Origin of the sequence: Marisediminicola sp. LYQ134, assembly GCF_046599635.1 — a bacterium.
Classification (GTDB): Bacteria; Actinomycetota; Actinomycetes; order Actinomycetales; family Microbacteriaceae; genus Marisediminicola.
In genome coordinates this window covers 1395438-1417895 of sequence record NZ_JBKIWP010000001.1, presented here as the reverse complement: position 1 = coordinate 1417895, position 22458 = coordinate 1395438, and the positions used below count along the sequence as shown (strand labels likewise).

Here is a 22458-nt window from a genome sequence, read left to right as displayed (position 1 = left end):
AGGATGCGGCCGCCCTGAACAGGGAACCATCCACGCTTGCTGATTGATGTCGCTGCGATTCTCGTGACCTCGGTCGCCCTGACGGGGCTCACCGGGGTGTCCGGCGCGCCTGAACGCCCGGTGTCGAGCGTCACCGGATCCCGGGTCCTCGCGACCGCCGACTCGACGGCGACGGCGACCGCGAGCCCCGAGCTCGCACGCGTCACGGGGTCGACCCTCGCCACGGTGACGGCCCGCGTCGATGCCGATGTGCTCCCGACCTTGCGGGGGCGCATGCTCCTCGACCAGTTGACCCTCATGACGTCGCGCGACATCGAGGCGTTCCTCGAGGGCGAGCCCGCCGCGGTGGCGGCACTTCTCGACAACCAACCATCCGCCCGCAGTGTCGCGACCTGGTGGTCGATCGCTCCCCGCTCGGCTCAAGCGCGATTGCTACAGAGCGCCCCCGAAGTCGTCGGCAACCTCGACGGCGTGCCCCCGAGCGTTCGAGACAGCGCGAACCGCCGTCATCTCTCCGAGTCGATCGACCGGGTGGAGAGCCTGCTCGACGGTCTCGGTCGCACCGAGCGGGCGGAAGCGTCGCAACAGCTCCACATGCTCCGGCAGATCGAGATGGCGATCGTGCCGAGCTCGAGCGGACCCGATCGTGACCTGCTCTCGGTCGACACGGAGTGGCCCGGCCGCGCCGCCGTCGTCGTCGGCGACCTCGAGAGCGCCGATTACGTGAGCTACATGGTTCCGGGGATGTTCTTCACGACCGATCGCCTCATCGTCGATTGGACGGTCATCGCCGAGGATCTCAACACCGAGCAGACGGCGTGGATCGACCGGTTGTCTGCCACCGACCCCGCACTCCTGGGGGCGACCGCGGCGACGGTCGCATGGATCGGCTACGAGACCCCCGGCATCCTCGACATCACCTCGCTCGATCTCGCGGAGGAGGGGGCGAAGCGCATCGGTAGCGCCGTCGACGGCCTCGAGGTCACTCGCGCGGGTGATGAACCCTTCATCACGCTCAACACCCACTCCTACGGTTCGACGGCGACGCTCATGGCGCTCGCCGACGGGAGCGTCGAGGCCGATGCGCTCGTCATCATCGGGTCACCGGGCGGCGCCGCACAATCCGTCGACGATCTCGGGATGTCGTCCGACAGCGTCTTCGTCGGCGAAGCCGCGTGGGATCCCGTCGTGCACACCGCCTTCTTCGGAAGCGACCCGGGCTCCGACTCGTTCGGCGCGAGCTCGATGAACGTCGGCGCCCAGCGCGACCCCGTGACGGGGCAGGCAACCGCGGCGGCGTTCGGTCACCTCGGATACTTCGACGCGGGATCGACCGCGATGCGCAACATGGCCCTCGTGAGCATCGACAGGGGAGACCTCGTGACGGATGATCGCGGCGAGACCCCGGTGCCGGGACGCCGCGAAGGGTCGGTGCGGGCGAGCGGGTGATCGCTCGCGTGACGAGTCGGGCACGCCGGGACCGGCGAATAGACTGGGGTGCCGAACACCGCCTCGATCGCACGGAGCCGCATGTCTGAAATCACCACCGAGCAGGTCGCGCACCTCGCGAATCTCGCGCGCATCGCTTTGACACCCGACGAGATCGCCAAGCTCACGGGTGAACTGGGCACGATCGTCGACGCCATCGCGAAGGTCTCCGAGGTCGCCGGTGACGACGTCCCCGCGACGAGCCACCCGATCGCCCTCTCGAACGTGTTCCGACCGGATGTCCCCGGCGACACCCTGTCGACGGAGGAGGCGCTCTCAGGCGCTCCCGAGCACGACGACTCGAGGTTCCGCGTGTCGGCGATCCTCGGTGAGGAGCAGTGATGTCGGTCACCCGTATGCCCGCGTGGGAGCTCGCCGAGAAGCTCACCGCTAAGGAGATCTCGAGCGTCGAGGTCACGCAAGCCCACCTCGACCGCATCGAGGCGGTCGATGGAGACGTGCACGCGTTCCTCCACGTGTCGCAGTCCGCCCTCTCGACCGCGGCGGGCATCGACTCACGACGCATCGCCGGCGAGGAGATGGGCCCGCTCGCGGGCGTGCCGATCGCCATCAAGGACGTGCTGTGCACGTTCGACATGCCGTCGACCGCCGGTTCGCGCATGCTCGAGGGCTGGGTGCCTCCCTACGACGCGACGGTCGTGCGCAAGCTCCGCGAGGCGCACCTCGTGCCGCTCGGCAAGACCAACATGGACGAGTTCGCGATGGGCTCGTCGACCGAGCACTCCGCGTTCGGCCCCACCCACAACCCGTGGGATCTCGAGCGCATCCCCGGAGGATCGGGCGGAGGGTCGGCGGCCGCGGTCGCGGCGTTCGAGGCGCCCCTCGCGCTCGGCTCCGACACCGGTGGTTCGATCCGCCAGCCGGCCGCCGTCACGGGCTCGGTCGGCGTCAAGCCGACCTACGGGGGAGTGTCGCGCTACGGCGCGATCGCCCTCGCGTCGTCGCTCGATCAGGTCGGCCCGGTCTCGCGCAGTGTCGTCGACGCCGCCCTCCTGCACGACGTCATCGGCGGTCACGACCCTCGCGACTCGACGTCTCTGCGCGACGAGTGGCCGTCGTTCGCCGATGCCGCCCGCACGGGCCGCGCCTCGCGATCCCTCGCGGGGGTGCGCGTCGGCGTCGTGAAGGAGCTCCAGGGCGAGGGGATGCAAGCGGGGGTGCAGCAGCGCTTCACCGAATCCCTCGAGATCATGGCCGCCGCGGGCGCCGAGATCGTGGAGGTCTCCGCACCCCACTTCGACTACGCGATCGCGGCGTACTACCTGATCCTCCCCGCGGAGGCGTCGAGCAACCTCGCGAAGTACGACTCCGTGCGCTTCGGCCTGCGGGTCAACCCCGACGGTGGCGGAACCGTGGAGGACGTCATGGCCGCGACGCGCGAAGCCGGTTTCGGCGACGAGGTCAAGCGCCGCGTCATCCTCGGCACCTACGCCCTCTCGGCGGGCTACTACGACGCGTACTACGGGAGCGCGCAGAAGGTGCGCACGCTCATCCAGCGCGACTTCGACGCGGCGTTCGAGAAGGCGGATGTTCTCGTGTCGCCCTCGGCACCGACGACCGCCTTCAAACTCGGCGAGAAGCTCGACGATCCGCTCGCCATGTACCTCAACGACATCACGACCATTCCCGCAAACCTCGCGGGGGTGCCGGGGATGGGACTCCCGATGGGTCTCGCGCCCGAGGACGGACTGCCGACGGGGCTCCAGATCATGGCGCCGGCGCGGCAGGACGCGCGCCTCTACTCGGTGGGAGGGGCGTTCGAAGCCCTCCTCGAAGACCGTTGGGGTCGCACACTCAGCAGCATGGCTCCCGACCTCGCTCCCGCCGAGATGACCGCAGCACAGGAAGGACGAGTCTGATGGCCAAGCCTGAACTCATGGACTTCGACAGGGCTCTCGAGATGTTCGAGCCCGTGCTCGGCTTCGAGGTGCACGTCGAACTCAACACGAAGTCGAAGATGTTCTCCGACGCGCCCAACCCCGCGACGCCCGAGGGCCACGGTGCTCCGCCGAACACCCAGATCACGCCCGTCGACCTGGGCCTCCCCGGCGCCCTTCCGGTGGTCAACGAGCAGGCCGTGAAGCACTCCATCAGCCTCGGGCTCGCCCTCGGGTGCTCGATCGCGCCGAGCTCGCGGTTCGCGCGCAAGAACTACTTCTACCCCGACCTCGCGAAGAACTACCAGATCAGCCAGTTCGACGAGCCCATCGCGTTCGACGGTCGGGTCGAGGTCGAGCTCGAAGACGGTCGGGTCTTCCAGATCCCGATCGAGCGGGCCCACATGGAAGAGGATGCAGGCAAGCTCACACACGTCGGAGGGTCGACCGGTCGCATCCAGGGCGCCGAGTACTCCCTCGTCGACTACAACCGCGCGGGCGTGCCCCTCGTCGAGATCGTCACGAACATCATCTACGGAGCCGAGAAGGATGCCCCGGCTCTCGCCAAGGCCTACGTCTCGACGATTCGCGACATCGTGCGTTCGCTCGGCATCTCGGATGCGCGCATGGAGCGGGGAAACCTGCGATGCGACGCGAACATCTCCCTGTCGCCGCGCGGGTCGGGAAAGCTCGGAACCCGCACCGAGACCAAGAACGTCAACTCGCTGCGCTCGGTCGAGCGCGCCATCCGCTACGAGATCCAGCGCCAAGCGGCGATCCTCGCGGCGGGCGGCACGATCGTGCAGGAGACGAGGCACTGGCACGAGGACACCGGTCGCACGTCGGCGGGTCGCCCCAAGAGCGACGCCGACGACTACCGCTACTTTCCCGAGCCAGACCTCCTCCCGGTCGAGCCGAGCGTCGAGCTCATCGACGAGCTGCGCGCGGCCCTCCCCGAGTCGCCCGTGCTGCTGCGTCGACGACTCAAGGCGGAGTGGGGTTTCGGTGACATCGACTTCCAGTCGATCGTCAACGCGGGGCTGCTCACCGAGGTCGTCGAGACCGTCGAGGCCGGGGCATCCCCGGTCGCTGCGCGCAAGTGGTGGATGGGCGAGATCAGTCGCACCGCGAACGACCGGGCCGTCGACGCCGCGAGTCTCGTGACGCCGGCCCAGGTCGCGGCGCTCGTCGCGATGGTCGACTCCGGAGAGCTCACCGATCGACTCGCTCGCCAGGTTCTCGAGGGGGTCATCGCGGGCGAGGGGACACCCGCCGAGGTCGTCGCCGCTCGCGGACTCGCGGTCGTCTCCGACGACACCGCGCTCATCGCGGCGATCGACGACGCCCTCGCGTCGCAACCCGACGTTCTCGCGAAAATCAAAGACGGCAAGGTGCAAGCGGCGGGAGCGGTCATCGGCGCGGTCATGAAGGCCATGAAGGGGCAGGCCGACGCGGCTCGCGTGCGCGAACTCGTGCTCGAACGCGCGAGCGTGTGACGGAGCCCGCGTGAACGACCGACATGACCCCCGCGAGGCGTCACCGCACGACTCGCGCGGAACGCCGTGGAGGCTCGTCGGCATGGTCGCGCTCGCCGTCGGTCTGCTCGGGCTCGCGACATCCTGGTCGACGATCTCGGCCGACTGGACGGGCGAGGGAGTGCCCTATCTCGTGATCAACGGGCTTCTCATCGGCGCCGGGGTCGCGTGCCTCGTCGCGTCCCTGCGCCGCACCGGCTAGTCCGCGCCGCCCTTCTCGGTCGCGTTGACCATCCACGTGACGCCGAATCGGTCTCGACAGATGCCGAAGGTGTCACCCCACGGTGCGGCAACGAACGGTTCGATCTCGGTGCCACCCTCGGAGAGACCCGTCCAATAGCCGGTCAGTTCGTCGAGGTCGTCCCCGCTGAGCGAGATCGAGATGGAGTCCCCGACGGTGAGGGGAGTGCCGCTCGGGGTGTCCGACACCATGAGAACGAGACCCGCCGGTGTCGTCAACTGGGCGTGCATGATCTTGTCGGCCTCGTCGGCGTCGCCCATGCCGTAGTCGCCGTAGGTGCTCAGCTCGGGGTCGCCCCCGAGAATCCGGCGGTAGAACTCGATGGCCTCGCGGGCTCTGCCGTCGAAGGCCAGGTAGGGATTGAGTGTCGTCGTCATCGTCGATGCTCCTTCGTCGTGCGCTCTCGCCGCGGGAGCGGGCCGCTCCCACGGGGCGTCGCCCACCCATCGTGGCACTCTCGCGCGGGTGTCGGTAGAGCGGATTACCGTGCTCGCGGGAGGATTCATGCCGGAGCAGATCGAGGCGTGGTGGCAGCGGCGTCAGAGGTCGAAGGGCACGGCGGTGCCCTACCCGATCGGTCGGTACCGCGACGCGTGGAAGACCTTCCCCGCGCTCGTGAGGCAGTACCACCCCGACCTCAACCGCGGGATCGTGCTGAGTCAGATTCCGCCCGCGGCCGATGTCTACGTGCAGTGGCAGTGCGATTCGGGTCACCTCTTCGTCGCGACCCCCGACGAGCAGCGGAGTCGACCCGGTTGCAGCAGACGCAAGTCGTCGTGGTGCCCGGAGTGCTCGGAGCTCGCTCGCGGCGGCGCTCGACCCCCGGTGTCGCGAGCGGTGGTGCCCGAAGCAGCGTCACCGCGAGCCAGGCCGTCGTCCCCCGCGGCGGGCAGCCCGCTGTGCTCCCGATCACCCGCGCCCTCTCTCGCCGTGGGAGAGGCGTTCTCGAGCCCGTGCGCTCCCCGTCCCGCGTCCGCCGTCGAAGGGTCGTTGCGATCTCGGCTCTTCGCGCGCCTCGACGTGCACGAGGGGTTCACCGCGGTGCGGCTCGCAACCCCCTTCTTCACCCACCTCGAGGCGTGGCCCGACCTCGTGATCGACGAACTCAAGATCGCGATCGAGCTCGACACCGTCGGGCGGGACGGCCTCGAGCACGTCGGTGCCCGCGAGACGGTGGATCGCCGCAAAGACCGTGCCCTGCGGTCGACGGGGTGGGAGGTCATCCGCGTGCGCCTCGCCCCGCTTCTCGCGATCGGTGAGCACGACATCCTCGCTGCGGGCGTCTCGGCGAAGCTCGTCGATCGCATGATCGACGAGATGGCGGTGATACGCGGAGACCTCATCGTGCGCTCTTACCTGCGGCCGACGAGCGCCCCCCGCGCGTCGGGCGCGGGCACGATGCTTCCAAGGTCCTGAACGCCGGCCCGGTCGCGCCACGGGGCGACCTACGCTGTGTCGATGACGACGAAGCGAGCGCGGATGTTCGCGGCCATCGCCTACCTCGTCGTCGACCTCGTCGTCATCGGACTCTTCATCACCGCCGGGCGGGAGACACGGCGAACCGATGTCGGGGGTTTCGTGCTCGAAGCACTGCCCTTCGTCACGGGCGCGCTGCTCGGCTGGGCGGTCGCGCGCGGGTGGCGCGCCCCGCGCGGGTTCATCCCGACCGCGCTCGCCGTGTGGTTGTCGACGAGTCTGGGAGGGCTCGCGATCCGCGTGGCAGTCGGAGAGCCGACCGACACGCGCTTCATGTTCATCACGACGATCGCGCTCGGCGCGTTCCTCTTCGGGTGGCGTGCCCTCGCCTGGGCGATCGACGCCGTCTTCGGGCCAGGCGTGCCCCGGGTGGTCGACGACAAGTACCGCAAGTGAGCGCGACCCCGACGGGCTGACGCAGCCCAGGCGAAACCCAGTCCTAGCCGGGGGGCGAGGGCCGGGCCGCGCCAGGGGAGATCTTTACCCGAAGACCTCCCCGACGCTCACGAAGCGGCTCACCCGAAGAGCTGGCTCCGTTGGGAGGACCGTACTCCTGCCGGGGGCACCGTGGGGGCCAATGGGGTGAACACCCAGGTGGGGGCACCACAGTGGGCCGAATCGGCCGAGTCAGGAACAATCCGCGCCTCGAGCGGCTTACTGTCCTGGTCGAGACGCCCGCGTTCAGCGCGGCGTCGACCCATCGAAGGAGAACCCGAATGACGTCCGTTCCCACCATCACCCTCAACAACGGTGTCGAGATCCCCCAGCTCGGCTTCGGCACGTACCAGATCGACCCCGCAGACACGAAGAAGGCGACCCTCGAGGCCCTCGAGGTCGGCTACCGCCACATCGACACCGCCGAGATGTACGGCAACGAGAAGGAGGTCGGTCAGGCCGTCGCCGAGTCCGGCCTCGACCGCGCCGACGTCTTCGTCACGAGCAAGCTCAACAACGGCTTCCATGACCGTGACGACGCTCTCACCGCGTTCGACGGCACCCTCGAGGCTCTCGGGTTCGACTACCTCGATCTGTTCCTCATCCACTGGCCGCTCCCGGCCGTCGGCGACTTCGTCGACACCTGGAAGGCACTCGAGGAGATGCACGCCTCGGGTCGCGTCAAAGCGATCGGCGTCTCGAACTTCCAGGCACACCACCTCGAGCGCGTGATCGCCGAGAGCGGCACCGTGCCCGCCGTCAACCAGATCGAGGTGCACCCGTACCTCACGCAAGACGCGCTCCGAGCCGTCAACACGAAGCACGGCATCGCGACCGAGGCCTGGTCCCCCATCGCCCAGGGCAACGTGCTGCACGAGGCGGTCCTCGGCGAGATCGGGGAGCGCTACGGCAAGACCCCCGCGCAGGTCACCCTCCGCTGGCACCTCGAGCGCGGCGACATCGTCTTCCCGAAGTCGGTCACCCGTTCGCGCGTCGAAGAGAACTTCGCCCTCTTCGACTTCGAGCTCACGGGAGAAGAGGTCGCGGTCATCGGCAACCTCAACAAAGACGAGCGCACGGGACCGGATCCCGACGAGTTCAACTACATCCCGGCGTAGCCGGTCCATCGGCGTCGTCGGGCGCCGAGACGACGAAGGGCGGATGCGACAGCATCCGCCCTTCGTCGTTCACTGCACGCGCAAGCGGGGATCAGTGCATCGCGACGGGACCGGTCGGCGCATCGACGGGCTTGCGCACGAAGAACGCGGCGGGGATCGCGAAGAGCGAGATGATCGCGCCGTAGAGGAAAGCGGTCTGGATTCCCGACGCCGTCGCGATGATCTCCGAGGTTCCGCCCGCGGTCAGGCGCTCGATCTGACCCGACATGACCGCGATGAAGAGCGCGGTACCCGCGGCTGCCGCAACCTGCTGCACCGTTCCGACGATCGCGCTCCCGTGGGAGTAGAGCGAGGGGCGGAGCGAGCCGAGGGCCGACGTGAAGAGCGGGGTGAAGAGCAGCGCGAGCCCGACGCTCAGCACGACGTGGGCGACGAGCACCATCCACACGGCGCTCGACTCGTCGAGCATCGTCATCGACCAGAGCACGGCGCTCACGATTATCGAGCCCGTGACGAGGAGGGTCGTCGGCCCCATGCGGTCGTAGATGCGCCCGACGAACGGCGCGAGCAACCCCATGGTGAGCCCGCCCGGGGCCATGAGCAGTCCGGCCCGGAGGGAGTCGAGGCCGAGCACGGTCTGCGTGTAGATCGGCAGCAGGATGATCGTTCCGAAGAGGGCCATCATGCTGATCGCGAGCATCGCGATGGCGAAAGCGAAGGTGCGTGACGAGAAGGTGCGCAAATCGAGCAGGGCTCGGTCGGCGCGCTGCAGGGTGCGCTGGCGCAGAACGAAGAGCGCGAGGGAGAGCACCCCGATCGCGAGGGCCGTGCCGCCGACGACGGGGCCGCCGCCCGCACCCTCGCCGAAGTTGCTGAGCCCGAAGACGATGCCGCCGAAACCGAAGGCCGACAGCACGACGGAGACGACGTCGACCTTCGTGGCGCGCGGGGTCGTCACGTTCTGCACGCGAGCGGCGCCGAGTGCGAGCGACCCCACGGCGATCGGGAGCACGAGGATGAATAGCCAGCGCCAGTCGAGCACGCTCAGAATGAGGCCCGAGATGGCCGGGCCGACCGCGGGCGCGACCGAGATGACGATCGAGATGTTTCCCATCGTGCGGCCGCGCGAGGCCGGAGCGACGAGCGTCATGACCGTCGTCATGAGCAGCGGCATCATGATCGCCGTGCCCATCGCCTGCACCACTCGACCGGCGAGCAGGACCTCGAAGCCGGGGGCGACGGCTGCGATGAGAGTCCCGACGCTGAAGAGCGCCATCGCCGTCACGAAGATCGGCCGTGTGTTGAACCGCTGGAGGAGGAAGCCCGTGATGGGGATGACGATCGCCATCGTGAGCATGAACGCCGTCGTGAACCACTGGGCGGACGTCGCCGTGATCGACAGGTCGTCCATGAGCCGCGGGAGGGCGACCCCCATGATCGTCTCGTTCAAGATCACGACGAATGCCGAGACGAGCAGGAGGCGGATGACGAGGGTGTTGCGCCTCGAGTTGTCGGCCGGAGACTCCGCCTCCGGAGGGGTGATCGTGGGGATGGTGTCGGTCACGAGTCGGTGGGCCTTCCGTCGGCGCGGTCTGGAGATCGGGCGCAGCGAAGGCGCACCGCGTCAGTCAACGGACGATGCGCGGCGGGTATTCCCGACCCGGCGGGATCGACTCCTAGGACAGTGCGGGGAGCACGGTGCGCTCGAACAGTTCGATGCCCGATCGGTCGTACGCGGCCTCGGGGAAGTAGAAGATGCCGTAGGTCATTCCGCGGCTCTGCATGTCGGTGAGGCGCTCGATGATCTGGTCGGGAGTGCCGACCGCGAGTGCGCCGTCGGTGTACTCGGCGATGAAGGCATCCGTCTTCTCTCCGAGGTACGGCGTGACGCGGGTGCGGATCGCTTCGATGCGCTCGTCGACCTCGGCCTGAGTCTCGGCGATGACCACGTTGTAGTTGGAGGAGCGCACGATCGAGTCGAAGTCGGTACCGAGCGCCTCGCAGTGCCCGCGGAGGATCGAGCTCTTGTGGTCGAACTCCTCGGGGTCGCCGGCGAAGTTCGTGTAGCTCGCATACTGCGCCGCGATCTTCAGCGTGACCTTCTCGCCGCCGCCGGCGATCCAGAACGGGATGCCTCCGTCTTGCAGGGGCAGAGGGCGCACGATCGCCCCGTCGACCTGGTAGTGCTTGCCGTCGAGTGTCGCCGAGCCCGTCGTCCAGGCCTGTTTCATGATGTCGACGCCTTCGCGGAGCATGCTGAGCCGTGTGCCCGCGGTGGGGAAGTCGTAGCCGTAGGCGCGCCACTCGTGTTCGTACCATCCGCCTCCGATCCCCATCTCGGTGCGCCCACCCGAGATGACGTCGATGGTCGCCGCGACCTTCGCGAGGTAGGCGGGATTGCGGTATCCCATGCACGTGCACATCTGCCCGAGACGCACGCGCGAGGTCGTCACGGCGAAGGCCGACATGAGGGTCCACGCCTCGTGGGTCGCCTCCTCGCTCGCGACCGGCACGGTGTGGAAATGGTCGTAGACCCAGATCGACTCCCACGCGCCCGCGTCGGCGTGCTCCGCGAGACCCTTCATCACGGCCCACTGCTCCGCGGGATCGATGTCGACGAGGTCGTGGCGCCAGCCCTGGGGAATGAAGAGTCCGAATCTCATGAGCCCAGCTTACGAACGGACGGGGTCGACGGTCGGTGCAAGGGGGTAGTGAGTCGGCGCAAGCGCGAAAGAATGGGGGCATGACGACAATCGCTCCCTACGGAACCTGGCGTTCACCCATCACCGCTCACGATCTCGCCGCGAGCGGGCACCCCGTGAGCGGGGCCCAGTGGGTCGGCGACGACGTCTGGTGGTTGGAGTCTCGCCCCGGCGAGGGCGGCAGGCTCGCGGTGCGCACCTCGGGGGCCGACGGGGAGCCCGTCGACATCCTGCCCGCGCCGTGGAACGCCCGCACGCGCGTGCACGAGTACGGCGGAGGCGCGTGGGCGGTCACCGACGCGGGGCTCCTCGTGTTCAGCGAGTTCACCGATCAGCGGGTGTACTGCCTCGACGCCGGAGCCTCGACGCCCATTCCGCTCACGCCCGAGAGTGGCGGCTTCCGGTTCGCCGAGCTCGCGGTGCGCGGCAGCGAGGTCATCGCGGTCCGTGAGACCCACGACGTAGGCGCATCGGGCGACCCCGTCGTCTCGCGCGACATCGTCGCCATCCCTCTCGACGGGAGCGCGGCCGCCGACGCCGCACGCATCAGGTCGATCGTCGCCGGCTCCGACTTCCTCGCCTACCCGCGCTTCTCGCCCGACGGCTCGCGTCTCGCGTGGATCGCCTGGGATCACCCGCAGATGCCGTGGGACGGCACCCAGTTGCGCGTCGGCGAGCTCGATGCCGACGGCCGGGTCGTCGCTCTCGGCATCACGGGGGAGACCGCGGGACCGGAGGGGACCGCGTCGGCGCCGTCGGTCGCCGCGGCGTTCGGATGGCGCGTGCTCGCGGGGTCGACGACCGAGTCGGTACTCCAACCCGAGTGGGTCGACGACGAGTCGCTCATCGCCATCTCCGACCGTTCCGGGTGGTGGAATCTCGAGACGGTCGGGCTCGACGGGTCACGCAACCCCGCGTTCCTCGAGGAGGCCGAGTACGGAGGCGCGCTCTGGATGCTCGGCTCCCGCTGGTTCGATCAGCTCGACGACGGTCGGCTGCTCGCCGTGCGCTCGAGCGGCGACGACACCCTCGTCGTGGTGAATGCGGAGAAGCACGACGCGGCGCGCATCCGGACGCCCCTCACGACCATCACTCTGGGCGCTCGCCGTCGCGGACGGGTTCTCGTGATCGGCGGGTCGTCGTCACTCGCGTCCGGGGTGCGCATCCTCGACCTGTCGTCGGGCGACCTCACCGATGTGCGTCTCGGAGTCGAGGCCCTCCCGGATGCCGACTACCTCCCGGTCGCGCGAGCGCGCACGTTCCGCGCCCGCACGGGCTCGGCCGCCTCGGCGTCGCTCGCGTCGGAGGCGACCTCGTCGCCGCAGCAGTTCCGCCCCGTTCTCGATGAGCCCGAGGAGCGACGCGACGTGCACGCGTTCGTCTACGCGCCGCGCAACCCCGATTTCTCGTCACCCGAGGGGGAGCTGCCGCCCTACGTCGCGTTCGTGCACGGCGGACCGACGTCGAAGGTCTCCGCGACACTCAACCCGACGATCGCCTTCTTCACGAGTCGGGGCATCGGGGTCGTCGACATCAACTACGGCGGGTCGACGGGGTACGGCCGGGTCTACCGCGAGCGGCTGCGGGGGCAGTGGGGCGTCGTCGACGTCGAGGATGTCGTCTCGGCCGTGCTCGGGCTCGCCGACGCGGGACTCGCTGACCGCGACCGCCTCGCCATCCGCGGGGGCTCGGCGGGCGGGTGGACGGTGCTCTCGGCGCTCACGAGTTCGACGGTGTTCGCCGCGGGAACGTCGTACTACGGCGTCGCCGAGCTCGAGAAGTTCGCGGAAGACACGCACGATTTCGAGTCGCGCTACCTCGACGGCCTCGTCGGGCCGCTCCCCGAGGCCCTCGACCTCTATCGATCGCGCGCCCCCCTCAACAACGTGAGCAGGCTCGCGACGCCCGTGCTTCTTCTCCAGGGTCTCGACGATCCGATCGTGCCGCCGTCGCAAGCCGAGATGTTCCGCGACGCCCTCGCGCACACATCGATACCGCACGCCTACATCGCCTACGAGGGGGAGTCGCACGGCTTCCGTCGCGCCGAAACCATCATCCACGCCGCCGAATCCGAGCTGTCGTTCTACGGCCAGACCATGGGGTTCGACCCCGTCGACATCGCGAAGCTCGACCTCAGCTGATCGGCGCTAGTCGGCCATCGGGGTGAGCACGAAGAGGGGGATCTCGCGCTCCGTCTTCGCCTGGTAGTCGGCGTAGTCGGGATACGCGGCGACCGCGCGGGCCCACCACTCGGTCTTCTCCTCGCCCGTCACCTCGGTCGCGGTGTAGTCGCGCTTGACGGCTCCGTCCTGCAGCTCGACGTGGGGCTGCGCGACGATGTTGAAGTACCAGACCGGATGCCGGGGTGCCCCGCCGAGCGACGCGACCGCGGCATACCGCCCCTCGTGTTCCACGCGCATGAGCGCCGTCTTGCGCAGCTTCCCGCTCTTCGCTCCCACGGTCGTGAGGATGATGACGGGCATACCGCGCATGGTGCCGCCTTCGGCGCCTCCCGTGGCTTCGTAGAGTTCCGCTTGTTCGCGGGCCCAGTCCGACGTGCTCGGTTCGTATTCTCCGGTGAGTGGCATGGGAGCTACAACGCGAGTCGAGCGGGTTTATTTCGCCCGGCTCGTCGGCGGACCGAAACTCCACCTCGTGATGACGGCGACGGCGAGGCCCCCGAGCATGACCGCTCCCCCCGCGAGTTCGGTGAGCGAGGGGGATTCGTCGAGGACGAGCCACGCCGTGAGGATCCCGATGACGGGAACGAGGAGGGTGAAGGGCGCGACCGCGCTCGTGGGGTAGCGCGCGAGGAGCGAGTTCCAGATCGTGTAGCCGATGAGCGAGGCGCCGATCGCGGTGTAAAGGGTGCTCGCGATCGCGACGAGCGAGAGGTTCGTGATGGCCGTGACGACGGTGTCGGGGCCGTCGAGCACGAGCGCGAGCGCGAGACTCGGCACCGGCACGACGAGAGCCGACCAGACCACGAGCGAGAGTCCCGACGCCGCTTTGGCGCGCCGACTGAGCACGTTGCCGATCGACCACGAGAGCGCCGCCGTGAGGGTCACGACGATGGGCAACCAGGGCGCCGTCGCCCCGTGCCCGACCACGACGATCGCGAGGCCGACCATGCCGATGACGATGCCGAGCAATTGCCGCCTCGTGGGGCGCTCGCGGACGACGATCGCCGAGACGAGCACGGTCAGGATGACCTGGGTCTGCAGCAGGAGGGACGCGAGCCCCGCGGGCATCCCGAGATCGATCGCGATGTAGAGCAGGGCGAACTGCGCGAAGCTCAAGAAGAGCCCGATCATCACGATGTTGCGCCAGCCGATCGCGGGAGGCGGGATGAAGAAGATCGCCGGGATGATGACGACGACGAACCTCAGCGCGAGGAACACGAGGGGCGGGACGTCGGCCTGCCCGAGGTCGATCGCGACGAAGTTGAACCCCCACAGGAGAACGACGACGAGCGCGAGAAGGGTATGGCGTCTCGTCACTCGCCTACTCTGGCACGCCGCAGGCCCGCCTCCCGACACCGCGGAACGAGCTCGAGCCGGCGCCCTCGATCGAGGGCGCCGGCTCGAGCGGTCTAGCGGTTCGCGGTCAGCGCCCGAGACCCGCTCGGTCGACCCTGCGGTGGAAGCGCATGCCCGCGATGCCTCCGACGACGGCGCCCACGAGGCTCGCGATCACGACGAGCACGAGTGTCACGATGCCCGCGACGGTGAGGTCGCCCTCGTTGAGCGGCACGCGCGGGAAGGCGTTGAGCCCGGCGAGGACGTCGAACTGGCTTCCCGCGATCGCGCCGACGACGGCGACGACGATCGCGATGATGAGCGCCCAGAGCCACACGGCGATGCCTTGCTTCACCCCGTCGAAGCGGGCCATCCGACCGGCGACGTAACCTCCGCAGAAGTAGGCGACGAAGATCACGACGAAGAGCACGATGCCTCCGACGATGCCGATCGTGCTCGCGTTGTCTGCGGCCTCGTCGATGTCGACCTCGGTTCCGAGGCCGATCGCGGTGCCCGCCCCCGCCACGAGCGCGGTGAGGATGACGGCGGCGCCGAACGACGCGAGCCACCCGAAGAAGGCCGCCCCGAACTTCATTCCGCCGAACTCCTGTTTCTCGCGTCCGACGACCTCGTCTCGGAGGGTCGCATCCGACGTGGAGCGAGCGCCGGGAGTGGCGCTCGTGTCGGCGTGGGCGGCTCGAGTCGACGCCGGGTCGTCGCCGGCGGCCGGGTAGGGGGGTGGTGTGTTCGTCATGAGGGTCTCCCTTGTGTGTCCTCCCACACAAAGCCCTGCGTCCGTTCGGCTCAAGGGGGTTGCGTTCGGGGGTTCTCTCCTGGTGGCTCGCGGGCTAGGGTCGGCGCATGGCTAACCTCGTAGAGAAGATCGCAGACTCCGTCACCTCGATCGGTGCCAAGCGCAGTTACGGTGACCCCGTGACCGTCGACGGCGTCGAGATGATCCCCGTGTCGCTCGTGTGGTTCGGCTTCGGTGCCGGAAACGACGAGAGCGCCGAGGCCGGCGGTGGCGGGGGAGGCGGCACCATCATCCCGATCGGCGTCTACACGAAGGGGCGCGACGGTCTCGTGTTCGAGCCCAACATCATCGCCCTTCTCGCCGTATCGATCCCTCTGACGGTCGTGGCGGGCAAGGCGCTCTCGAAAGTCATCCGCGCCCTCAAGAAGTAGTCGCGACCGCACGCGACCCGCCACGTCGTCGAGACCGTCCGGTCGGCACGATCGCCGTCTCAGGCGGTCTTCATGACCCCCGCGGTGAACGACTGCACTCGCGCGAGCAAGGCGACCGCGCGCGCTTCGACGACGGCTGCCGGGTCGGGCTGGATGGGCGACGCCGGCGGGGTGATGCGGATGATGATCGAACACGCGAGATCGGCGCAGATGTAGGTGCCGACGGTGTTGCCCTCCCTGCCGGCCTGGCCCGCGCGCGGCGCCGAGAACAAACGCACCTGGTCGCCGGGCTGAGCGGTGCGGCACAGGGAGCACATCGCCGAGATGCCGGGGTTCATCCGACTCGTCGACGCCCGGAGGGTCACGCCGACGGGGCCGTTCTCCGTCCAGTGCACGAGGTACCCGCGGCCGGGCGCTTGCGGATCGAGCCAGCCGAGGTACTCGCGCGACTCCCACATGACCTCGTGGAGTCCGGGGAGCGGCATCCGTTCGATCTCGCCGTGCGAGGCGTTGACGATGCTGCCGCGGATGTCGCGTGGATCGAGCGGTTTCACGGTCTCCTCGGGGATGGGGTCATCCAGCGTAACCCGCTGCGGCCGCGAGGACGAGGGGGCTGTCGACCGACGACGTCACGGCCCCGAGCGGGCGTAGGGTCGTCGTGACGAGAAGTCAGGACCGACAGTTCACGACCGACTCACGACCGAATCACGACCGAGAAGTCACGACCGAGGAGCACCATGGCAGACGACACCCGGCAGACGAGCACCAACGGCCGGGTCATCGGCCTCGCGATCGCCGGCGCGCTCGGCGGGTTCCTGTTCGGGTTCGACTCCTCCGTCATCAACGGCGCCGTCGACGCCATCCAGGGCCAGTTCGGGCTCACCGAGACCCTCACGGGGCTCGCCGTCGCGAGCGCTCTCCTCGGGTGTGCGGCCGGGGCCTACCTCGGCGGCTCGATCGCCGATCGGTTCGGTCGCATCCCCGTCATGCTCCTCGCGGCGGTGCTCTTCTTCGTGAGCGCGCTCGGGTCGGCCCTCGCGACGGGTGTCGTCGACCTCATCATCTGGCGTCTCATCGGGGGGCTCGGCATCGGCATCGCGTCGGTCATCGCTCCCGCGTACATCGCCGAGATCTCCCCGCGAAAGCTCCGCGGGCGTTTGGCCTCACTCCAGCAGCTCGCGATCACGATCGGCATCTTCGCCGCCCTGCTCTCCGACACGGTCTTCGCCGAACTCGCGGGTGGGGCGAGTGAGCCCTTCTGGTTCGGTTTCGAGGCCTGGCGGTGGATGTTCGCGGCCGAAGCCGTTCCCGCGGTCGCCTACGGACTCATCGCCCTGAGACTCCCGGAGTCTCCGCGCTTCCTCATCCTCAAAGACCGCGAGGAGGACGCCCGTCGGGTGTTCGCCCGGATCTGGCCCGCAGACGACGTGGATCGCGGCATCCGCGACATCTACACCTCGATCGAAGAAGACCGTCGAGCCAAGCGCACGGGGTCGCTGCGCGGGTCCGCGTTCGGGCTCAAACCGATCGTCTGGATCGGCATCACCCTCTCGGTGTTCCAACAGTTCGTCGGCATCAACGTGATCTTCTACTACTCGACGACCCTCTGGCAGGCCGTCGGATTCGAGGAGTCCGATTCGCTCGTCTACTCGGTCATCACGTCGGTCACGAACGTTCTCGTGACCCTCATCGCGATCGCGCTCGTCGACCGCATCGGGCGCCGACCGATCCTGCTCGCCGGGTCGATCGGAATGGCGGCGTCTCTCGCGACGATGGCTCTCGCGTTCAGCCAGTCGCAAGTCGTCGACGGCGAGCCCAACCTGCCCGGCGCGTGGGGGATCGTGGCCCTCATCGCGGCCAACGTGTTCGTCGTGAGCTTCGGAGCGTCGTGGGGTCCGCTCGTGTGGGTGCTCCTCGGCGAGATCTTCCCGAATAGCATCCGCGCCAAGGCGCTCGGTGTCGCGGCGGCGGCACAGTGGATCGCGAACTTCGCGGTGACCGTGTCGTTCCCGCCGCTCTCCGCGGCGTCGCTCACCTTCACCTACGGCATGTACGCCTTCTTCGCCGCCCTCTCGTTCGTCTTCGTGTTCTGGAAGGTGCCCGAGACCAACGGGATGTCGCTCGAGGAGGCGAACACGCTGCTGCCCCAGAAGGGGAGCGCGAAGGGGAGCGCGAAGAGCGGCGCGAAGGGCAGCGGCTCGTCGACGACCGCGGCGCGCTGACTGCTCGGCCCCGCGAGTGGCGTTGAATAGACGGATGTCCGCATCGCCCGCCTCCTCACCATCTGCACCCGCGTCGACGTCGGTGCCACATCTCGTCGAGGCCCTGCGCGCGGATCTCGCCGCCGCCGGTTTCGGGGTCGACACGCTCACGACGCTGTGGGGTGACGCGGCGGCGGCGGCGCTGCATCGCGGTCACCGCGTTCCGTGTCTGCGAGCGGTCGATCGTCTTCTCGACGACTCGGGCTCGGGCAACCGGCTCGCGGTGCTCGCTCGACTCCTCGTGCTCAACAGCGCCGTCTCCGAGGTCGCCCTCGCCGCGGCGCTCCCCACGCTCACGGTGCCGGGAGCGGTGACCCTCGGCATCGTCGCCGAGCCCGTCGGAGGTTCGGTGAGTCCGCTCGTCGATTTGCGCCCCTACTCGTTCGTCGACAGCACGGGGGTCGGTGGCTGGTGGATCGCCTCCGACCTCGGCGAGGTCGCCGTCGGCCGCCCTCTGCGCGAGGACCACGTGCTCGGAGTCGGCGGGGCGTCCACGACGCTCAGCGGTCTCATCGTGCACCGTCCCGTCGAGGCGGCCCTGGATCTCGGCACGGGGTGCGGCATCCAGGCACTGCATCTCTCGCGTCACGCCGCGCGCGTCGTCGCGACGGACATCTCGACTCGCGCCCTCGACTTCGCTCGATTCAACGCGGCCCTCAACGGTGTCGACTCGATCGAGTTCCGCCACGGGAGCCTCTTCGACCCGGTCGAGGGGGAGGTCTTCGACCACATCGTGTCCAACCCGCCGTTCGTCATCACCCCTCGGGCTCCCGGTGTGCCCCGATACGAGTACCGCGACGGGGGTCTCGACGGCGACGCCCTCGTCGAGAGTGTGCTCTCGAACGCTGTGCGCCACCTCCGACCGGGAGGGATAGCCCAGATGCTCGGCAACTGGGAGTACCGCGATCAGAACGCGGACGAGAACTTCAGCGGCGACGCCTTCGATCGCATCCGGTCGTGGGTCGCCTCGCCCGGAGCCGAACCCGTCGACGTGTGGGTCGTCGAGAGGGAGAGGCAAGACCCCGCGGCCTACGCGGAGACGTGGATCCGCGACGGCGGCACGCGGACCGGTGACGCGGCCGACGCTCTCGAGAACGCGTGGCTCGACGATTTCGCGACCCGCGGCGTCGTGACGGTCGGGTTCGGCTACGTCACCCTGAGACGGCCCGACGCGATCGCGTCGCCGCCGATCGTGCCGGGTGAGCGGTTCGAAAGGCTCTCGCGGCCCGTCGGTGCGGCGGGATCGCTCGGCGGGCACCTCGAGCATGCGCTCGAGGCTCGCGCGCGCATCCGCTCGATGGACGACGACGAGGTGCTGGCGACCGCCTTCGTCGTCGCGCCCGACGTGACCGAGGAGCGGCACTACTGGCCGGGAGCCGACGACCCCACGGTCATGACCCTTCGCCAGGGCGGCGGGTTCGGTCGGACGACCGACCTCGCCACCGAGACGGCGGCCTTCGTGGGCGCGTGCGACGGAACCCTCACGACCGTGGCGATCATCGCGGCGCTCGCCGAGATCCTCGATGCCGACGACGCCGGACTCCGCCACGTGATGCTGCCGCTCGTGCGGGAACTCGTCGAGACCGGGGTTCTCCTGCTCCCCGTGGCGTGAGCTACTTCTTCGCGAGTTTGCGCAGCGCGCTGCCCTTGTGAGCCGCTTCGGCCCCGGTCTTCTCCGACTCGACCACGAAGGCGGGGTCGTCGTCGCTCGCCGTGAATTTCTGACCGGCGAGCTGGAAGTCCTTCGTCTTGCGCTCGGTGACGGTGCCCTGGGTGCGGCCCTGCGGGGTGCTCCAACTCACGCGGTCGCCGACGGAGAGGGAGTCACTCATGAGCCGCCCCCTCGGTCGCGTTTCCGTCGGCGTCGTCTCCGGTGTCACGCCCGGTGCCGCGCTCCCCGATCGCGTGGATCGAGCGGACCATGTCCTCGAGTTCGGGGGAGGCGTTCGTCGAGGTGGTGTCAGGTGGGGTGGGCGAAGCGGATGCCGCGTCGTTGTCGGTGCTCATCGTTTCACGCTAGCCAGTGCGGGCCGCAGAATCGACCCCCGCCGGGAACACACAGAATTCCCCCGAGACGGCACCGGGGGGCTTACCGTCGAGTGCCGCCTCTCGACGAGGTGAGCGAGAAAGGACCATCATGCGATATCGCACCATGGGCAACAGCGGCACGATCGTGTCGGTGCACGCCCTCGGAACAATGACCTTCGGCGCCGAAGCCGACGAAGCGGCGTCGCACGCCGTGCTCGACGCCTACGCCGAGCGCGGCGGCAACTTCATCGACACCGCCGACGTGTATTCGGCGGGGGAGTCGGAGAGCATCATCGGTCGGTGGCTCGCGGTGCACCCGACCGAGGCGGCGAACGCCGTGCTCGCGACGAAGGGGCGCTTCCCCCGGGGCGAGGGGCCGAACGATCTCGGCACGTCCCGCCGCCACTTGAGAGTCGCGCTCGAGGCATCGCTCCGGAGACTCGGGGTCGATCACATCGATCTCTACCAGATGCACGCGTGGGACGCCCTCACGCCCCTCGACGAGACCCTCCGGTTTCTCGACGACGCGGTGACCGCGGGGCACATCGGCCACTACGGGTTCTCGAATTACCTCGGGTGGCAGCTCACGAAGGCGGTCCACGTGGCCGCGGCCGCGGGATACACGCCGCCCGTCACCCTCCAGCCGCAATACAGCCTCCTCGTTCGCGACATCGAGCACGAGGTCGTGCCCGCCGCGCTCGACGCTCGCATCGGGCTCTTGCCGTGGTCGCCGCTCGCGGGCGGATGGCTCACGGGCAAGTACCGCCGCGACGAGCACCCGACGGGGGCGACTCGGCTCGGCGAGGATCCGAAGCGCGGAATGGAGGCGTGGGAGGCCCGCAACGCCTCCGAGCGCACGTGGGACGTCGTCGACGCGGTCACCTCGATCGCCTCCGATCGCGGTGTCACCGCGTCGCAGGTCGCACTCGCGTGGCTCGATTCGCGCCCCGCGATGACCTCGATCGTGCTCGGGGCCCGCACGGTCGATCAGCTCGTCGACAACATGGGCGCCGTCGACGTCGACCTGTCGAGCGCCGAGCTCGACGCGCTCACGAGTGCGAGCGCGCCGAGCGTCGACGACTATCCCTACGGAACCGCGGGGGTCGCTCAGCGCCACCGCAAGATCGAGGGCGGTCGCTGACCGCGAGCGATCACGACGGGCTCGCGGCCCGCAGCTTCTCGAGAAGCGGTGCCGCGGCCTCGTCGAGAAAACGCTGCTGCAGCTCGTCGCCGACCTGCACGAGGGCGATGTCGGTGAAACCGGCCTCCCAATAGGCGCTCACCGATTCGACGATCGCGTCGAGGTCGGGGCCGCACGGGATGCTCTCGGCCACGTCTTCGGGGCGCACGAACTGGGTCGCTCCCGAGAAGCCCGCGGTCGTCGGGAGATCGGCGTTGACCTTCCACCCTCCCGCGAACCAGCGGAACTGGTCGTGCGCTCGGGCGATCGCCTCGTCTTCGTCCGGACCCCAGCTGATCGGGATCTGCCCGATCTTGCGAGACCCGCCTCCGGGGTGGAGTGCATCCCACTGGGAGACGAGATCGGCGTCGGGGTCGACCGCCACGAGGTGGTCGCCGAGCGGCGCGAAGCGCTCGACCGATTGCTCGCCCGAGACGGCGAGAGCGATCGGCACTCCGTCGTCGGGAAGATCCCACACGCGAGCCGAGTCGACCCGGAAATGCTGACCCTCCCACGTGACCAGTTCGCCCGCGTGGAGCTCGCGGATGATCGTCACGGCTTCCTCGAGCATGTCCTGTCGCACAGCGACGGCGGGCCAGCCCTCCCCGATGACGTGCTCGTTGAGGTTCTCGCCCGAGCCGAGCCCGAGGGTGAACCGCCCGTCAGAGAGGAGGGCCATGGTCGCGGCTTTCTGCGCGACGACGGCGGGGTGATAGCGCATGGTCGGGCACGTGACGTAGGTCATGAGGCCCACCGTCGTCGTGGCCTGAGCAACGGCCCCGAGCACGCTCCAGGCGTAGGGCGCGTGGCCCTGCGACACGAGCCAGGGGGAGTGGTGATCGCTCGAGACTTCGAAGTCGAAGCCGGCTTTCTCGGCATCGACGGCATATCCGACGAGCTCTTTCGGCCCGCTCTGTTCGGTCATGAGGGTGTATCCGAATCGTGTCATGCGGCCACGATGCCAGCAGGAGTGGGCGCGCTCAACCGCTTGCGCTCGGCACCCGGGGGGTACTAGCTCCGCGGGCGGCTAAACTCGACCGAGCGCACTTTCGACCCGCAGAGGAAACCCATGAACGTCGTCGCCTTCGTCATCGCCGCCATCCTGTTCGTCGGCGGGATCCTGCTCTTCGGCTATGCCTGGGACGGCCTCGCGTTCGACGGCATCATGTTCTCGGCCGGTCTCGTCGCGATCACCGGGAGCATCGTCATCCCGTTCCACATCCTCAAGCGCACGGATGGATGACATCGCCCGGTGATGCGGTCGGTGGACACCGGATCCACCTGGGAGTACAACCCCTGGTCGATGTCGGACCCTCGGTCTAGCGTCGGAGTATGTCAGACACATCAGACCAGAAAGCCCCGGACCAGATCGAGTCCGAACAAATCGTCACCG

The 22458-nt window shown here is 68.8% G+C and carries 24 protein-coding genes; 14 read left to right on the top strand and 10 right to left on the bottom strand.

The genetic code is table 11. The features are described from left to right. Window positions 1-36 precede the first annotated feature (36 nt). From ACLHIH_RS06850 to ACLHIH_RS06830, 5 genes are all read left to right on the top strand, one after another. Entirely contained in the window at window positions 37-1449 is a 1413-nt protein-coding gene (locus tag ACLHIH_RS06850; protein WP_411315952.1) for an alpha/beta hydrolase, read from the top strand. A gap of 81 nt (window positions 1450-1530) precedes the next feature. Further along, entirely contained in the window at window positions 1531-1830 is a 300-nt protein-coding gene (gene gatC, locus ACLHIH_RS06845) for an Asp-tRNA(Asn)/Glu-tRNA(Gln) amidotransferase subunit GatC (RefSeq protein ID WP_411315951.1), read from the top strand. After that, a complete protein-coding gene (gene gatA / locus ACLHIH_RS06840) occupies window positions 1830-3368 on the top strand; it encodes an Asp-tRNA(Asn)/Glu-tRNA(Gln) amidotransferase subunit GatA (protein WP_411315950.1) in 1539 nt (512 codons plus the stop codon). Before gatC ends, gatA begins: the two co-directional genes overlap by 1 nt. Further along, the gene (gene gatB, locus ACLHIH_RS06835) at window positions 3368-4882 is read left to right on the top strand and encodes an Asp-tRNA(Asn)/Glu-tRNA(Gln) amidotransferase subunit GatB (RefSeq protein ID WP_411315949.1); all 1515 of its coding nucleotides are present in this window, start codon (window positions 3368-3370) and stop codon (window positions 4880-4882) included. The genes gatA and gatB overlap by 1 nt, the downstream gene beginning before the upstream one ends. Before the next feature lie 10 nt (window positions 4883-4892). After that, entirely contained in the window at window positions 4893-5123 is a 231-nt protein-coding gene (locus ACLHIH_RS06830) for a hypothetical protein (RefSeq protein WP_411315948.1), read from the top strand. Here the strand turns inward: ACLHIH_RS06830 and ACLHIH_RS06825 are convergent. Beyond that, window positions 5120-5539, bottom strand: coding sequence for a VOC family protein (locus ACLHIH_RS06825; RefSeq protein ID WP_411315947.1), 420 nt, complete (start codon window positions 5537-5539; stop codon window positions 5120-5122). The genes ACLHIH_RS06830 and ACLHIH_RS06825 overlap by 4 nt on opposite strands. A gap of 127 nt (window positions 5540-5666) precedes the next feature. Between ACLHIH_RS06825 and ACLHIH_RS06820 the strand changes: the two genes are divergently transcribed. The 3 genes from ACLHIH_RS06820 (at window position 5667) to ACLHIH_RS06810 (ending at window position 8191) form a co-directional block, all read left to right on the top strand. After that, the gene (locus tag ACLHIH_RS06820; RefSeq protein ID WP_411315946.1) at window positions 5667-6578 is read left to right on the top strand and encodes a zinc-ribbon domain-containing protein; all 912 of its coding nucleotides are present in this window, start codon (window positions 5667-5669) and stop codon (window positions 6576-6578) included. A gap of 42 nt (window positions 6579-6620) precedes the next feature. Next, complete coding sequence (locus ACLHIH_RS06815; RefSeq protein ID WP_411315945.1) at window positions 6621-7034, top strand: DUF3054 domain-containing protein; 414 nt, start codon at window positions 6621-6623, stop codon at window positions 7032-7034. Between the two features lie 320 nt (window positions 7035-7354). After that, on the top strand, window positions 7355-8191 hold the full coding sequence (locus tag ACLHIH_RS06810; RefSeq protein ID WP_411315944.1) for an aldo/keto reductase: 837 nt from the start codon (window positions 7355-7357) through the stop codon (window positions 8189-8191). A 91-nt stretch (window positions 8192-8282) separates the two neighbouring features. On the opposite strand, the gene ACLHIH_RS06805 is transcribed toward ACLHIH_RS06810, so the two are convergent. Next, complete coding sequence (locus ACLHIH_RS06805; protein WP_411315943.1) at window positions 8283-9755, bottom strand: MDR family MFS transporter; 1473 nt, start codon at window positions 9753-9755, stop codon at window positions 8283-8285. A 112-nt stretch (window positions 9756-9867) separates the two neighbouring features. Continuing rightward, window positions 9868-10854, bottom strand: coding sequence for an LLM class F420-dependent oxidoreductase (locus tag ACLHIH_RS06800; RefSeq protein ID WP_411315942.1), 987 nt, complete (start codon window positions 10852-10854; stop codon window positions 9868-9870). An 80-nt stretch (window positions 10855-10934) separates the two neighbouring features. On the opposite strand from ACLHIH_RS06800, the gene ACLHIH_RS06795 reads away from it, so the two are divergent. Further along, window positions 10935-13034 (top strand): S9 family peptidase, encoded by a 2100-nt coding sequence (locus tag ACLHIH_RS06795; protein WP_411315941.1) that lies wholly within the window; start codon window positions 10935-10937, stop codon window positions 13032-13034. 6 nt (window positions 13035-13040) lie between these two features. Here ACLHIH_RS06795 and ACLHIH_RS06790 read toward each other — a convergent pair whose 3' ends face one another. From ACLHIH_RS06790 to ACLHIH_RS06780, 3 genes are all read right to left on the bottom strand, one after another. Next, window positions 13041-13481, bottom strand: a complete 441-nt coding sequence (locus ACLHIH_RS06790; RefSeq protein WP_411315940.1) for a nitroreductase family deazaflavin-dependent oxidoreductase — start codon at window positions 13479-13481, stop codon at window positions 13041-13043. Between the two features lie 27 nt (window positions 13482-13508). Continuing rightward, on the bottom strand, window positions 13509-14393 hold the full coding sequence (locus tag ACLHIH_RS06785; protein ID WP_411315939.1) for an EamA family transporter: 885 nt from the start codon (window positions 14391-14393) through the stop codon (window positions 13509-13511). Window positions 14394-14499: 106 nt separating this feature from the next. After that, entirely contained in the window at window positions 14500-15165 is a 666-nt protein-coding gene (locus ACLHIH_RS06780) for a hypothetical protein (RefSeq protein ID WP_411315938.1), read from the bottom strand. 107 nt (window positions 15166-15272) lie between these two features. Between ACLHIH_RS06780 and ACLHIH_RS06775 the strand changes: the two genes are divergently transcribed. Beyond that, window positions 15273-15596, top strand: coding sequence for a spore germination protein GerW family protein (locus ACLHIH_RS06775; protein WP_411315937.1), 324 nt, complete (start codon window positions 15273-15275; stop codon window positions 15594-15596). Between the two features lie 59 nt (window positions 15597-15655). On the opposite strand, the gene ACLHIH_RS06770 is transcribed toward ACLHIH_RS06775, so the two are convergent. Continuing rightward, window positions 15656-16150: an FBP domain-containing protein gene (locus tag ACLHIH_RS06770; RefSeq protein ID WP_411315936.1), complete on the bottom strand. Its 495-nt coding sequence runs from the start codon at window positions 16148-16150 to the stop codon at window positions 15656-15658. 150 nt (window positions 16151-16300) lie between these two features. On the opposite strand from ACLHIH_RS06770, the gene ACLHIH_RS06765 reads away from it, so the two are divergent. Together ACLHIH_RS06765 and ACLHIH_RS06760 are read left to right on the top strand one after the other, a co-directional pair. Continuing rightward, the gene (locus tag ACLHIH_RS06765) at window positions 16301-17818 is read left to right on the top strand and encodes a sugar porter family MFS transporter (protein WP_411316335.1); all 1518 of its coding nucleotides are present in this window, start codon (window positions 16301-16303) and stop codon (window positions 17816-17818) included. A 34-nt stretch (window positions 17819-17852) separates the two neighbouring features. Next, window positions 17853-19469: a methyltransferase gene (locus tag ACLHIH_RS06760; RefSeq protein WP_411315935.1), complete on the top strand. Its 1617-nt coding sequence runs from the start codon at window positions 17853-17855 to the stop codon at window positions 19467-19469. Between the two features lies 1 nt (window position 19470). On the opposite strand, the gene ACLHIH_RS06755 is transcribed toward ACLHIH_RS06760, so the two are convergent. After that, window positions 19471-19689, bottom strand: a complete 219-nt coding sequence (locus tag ACLHIH_RS06755; RefSeq protein WP_411315934.1) for a DUF2945 domain-containing protein — start codon at window positions 19687-19689, stop codon at window positions 19471-19473. Continuing rightward, the gene (locus ACLHIH_RS06750) at window positions 19682-19864 is read right to left on the bottom strand and encodes a hypothetical protein (RefSeq protein ID WP_411315933.1); all 183 of its coding nucleotides are present in this window, start codon (window positions 19862-19864) and stop codon (window positions 19682-19684) included. The genes ACLHIH_RS06755 and ACLHIH_RS06750 overlap by 8 nt, the downstream gene beginning before the upstream one ends. Before the next feature lie 130 nt (window positions 19865-19994). Between ACLHIH_RS06750 and ACLHIH_RS06745 the strand changes: the two genes are divergently transcribed. Further along, window positions 19995-21026: an aldo/keto reductase gene (locus ACLHIH_RS06745; protein WP_411315932.1), complete on the top strand. Its 1032-nt coding sequence runs from the start codon at window positions 19995-19997 to the stop codon at window positions 21024-21026. Window positions 21027-21036: 10 nt separating this feature from the next. On the opposite strand, the gene ACLHIH_RS06740 is transcribed toward ACLHIH_RS06745, so the two are convergent. Continuing rightward, window positions 21037-22014 carry an LLM class F420-dependent oxidoreductase gene (locus ACLHIH_RS06740; RefSeq protein WP_411315931.1) on the bottom strand — a complete coding sequence of 326 codons (978 nt, stop codon included), beginning with the start codon at window positions 22012-22014 and terminating at the stop codon, window positions 21037-21039. A gap of 120 nt (window positions 22015-22134) precedes the next feature. Between ACLHIH_RS06740 and ACLHIH_RS06735 the strand changes: the two genes are divergently transcribed. Continuing rightward, a complete protein-coding gene (locus tag ACLHIH_RS06735; RefSeq protein WP_411315930.1) occupies window positions 22135-22308 on the top strand; it encodes a hypothetical protein in 174 nt (57 codons plus the stop codon). The last annotated feature ends 150 nt before the right edge of the window (window positions 22309-22458 follow it).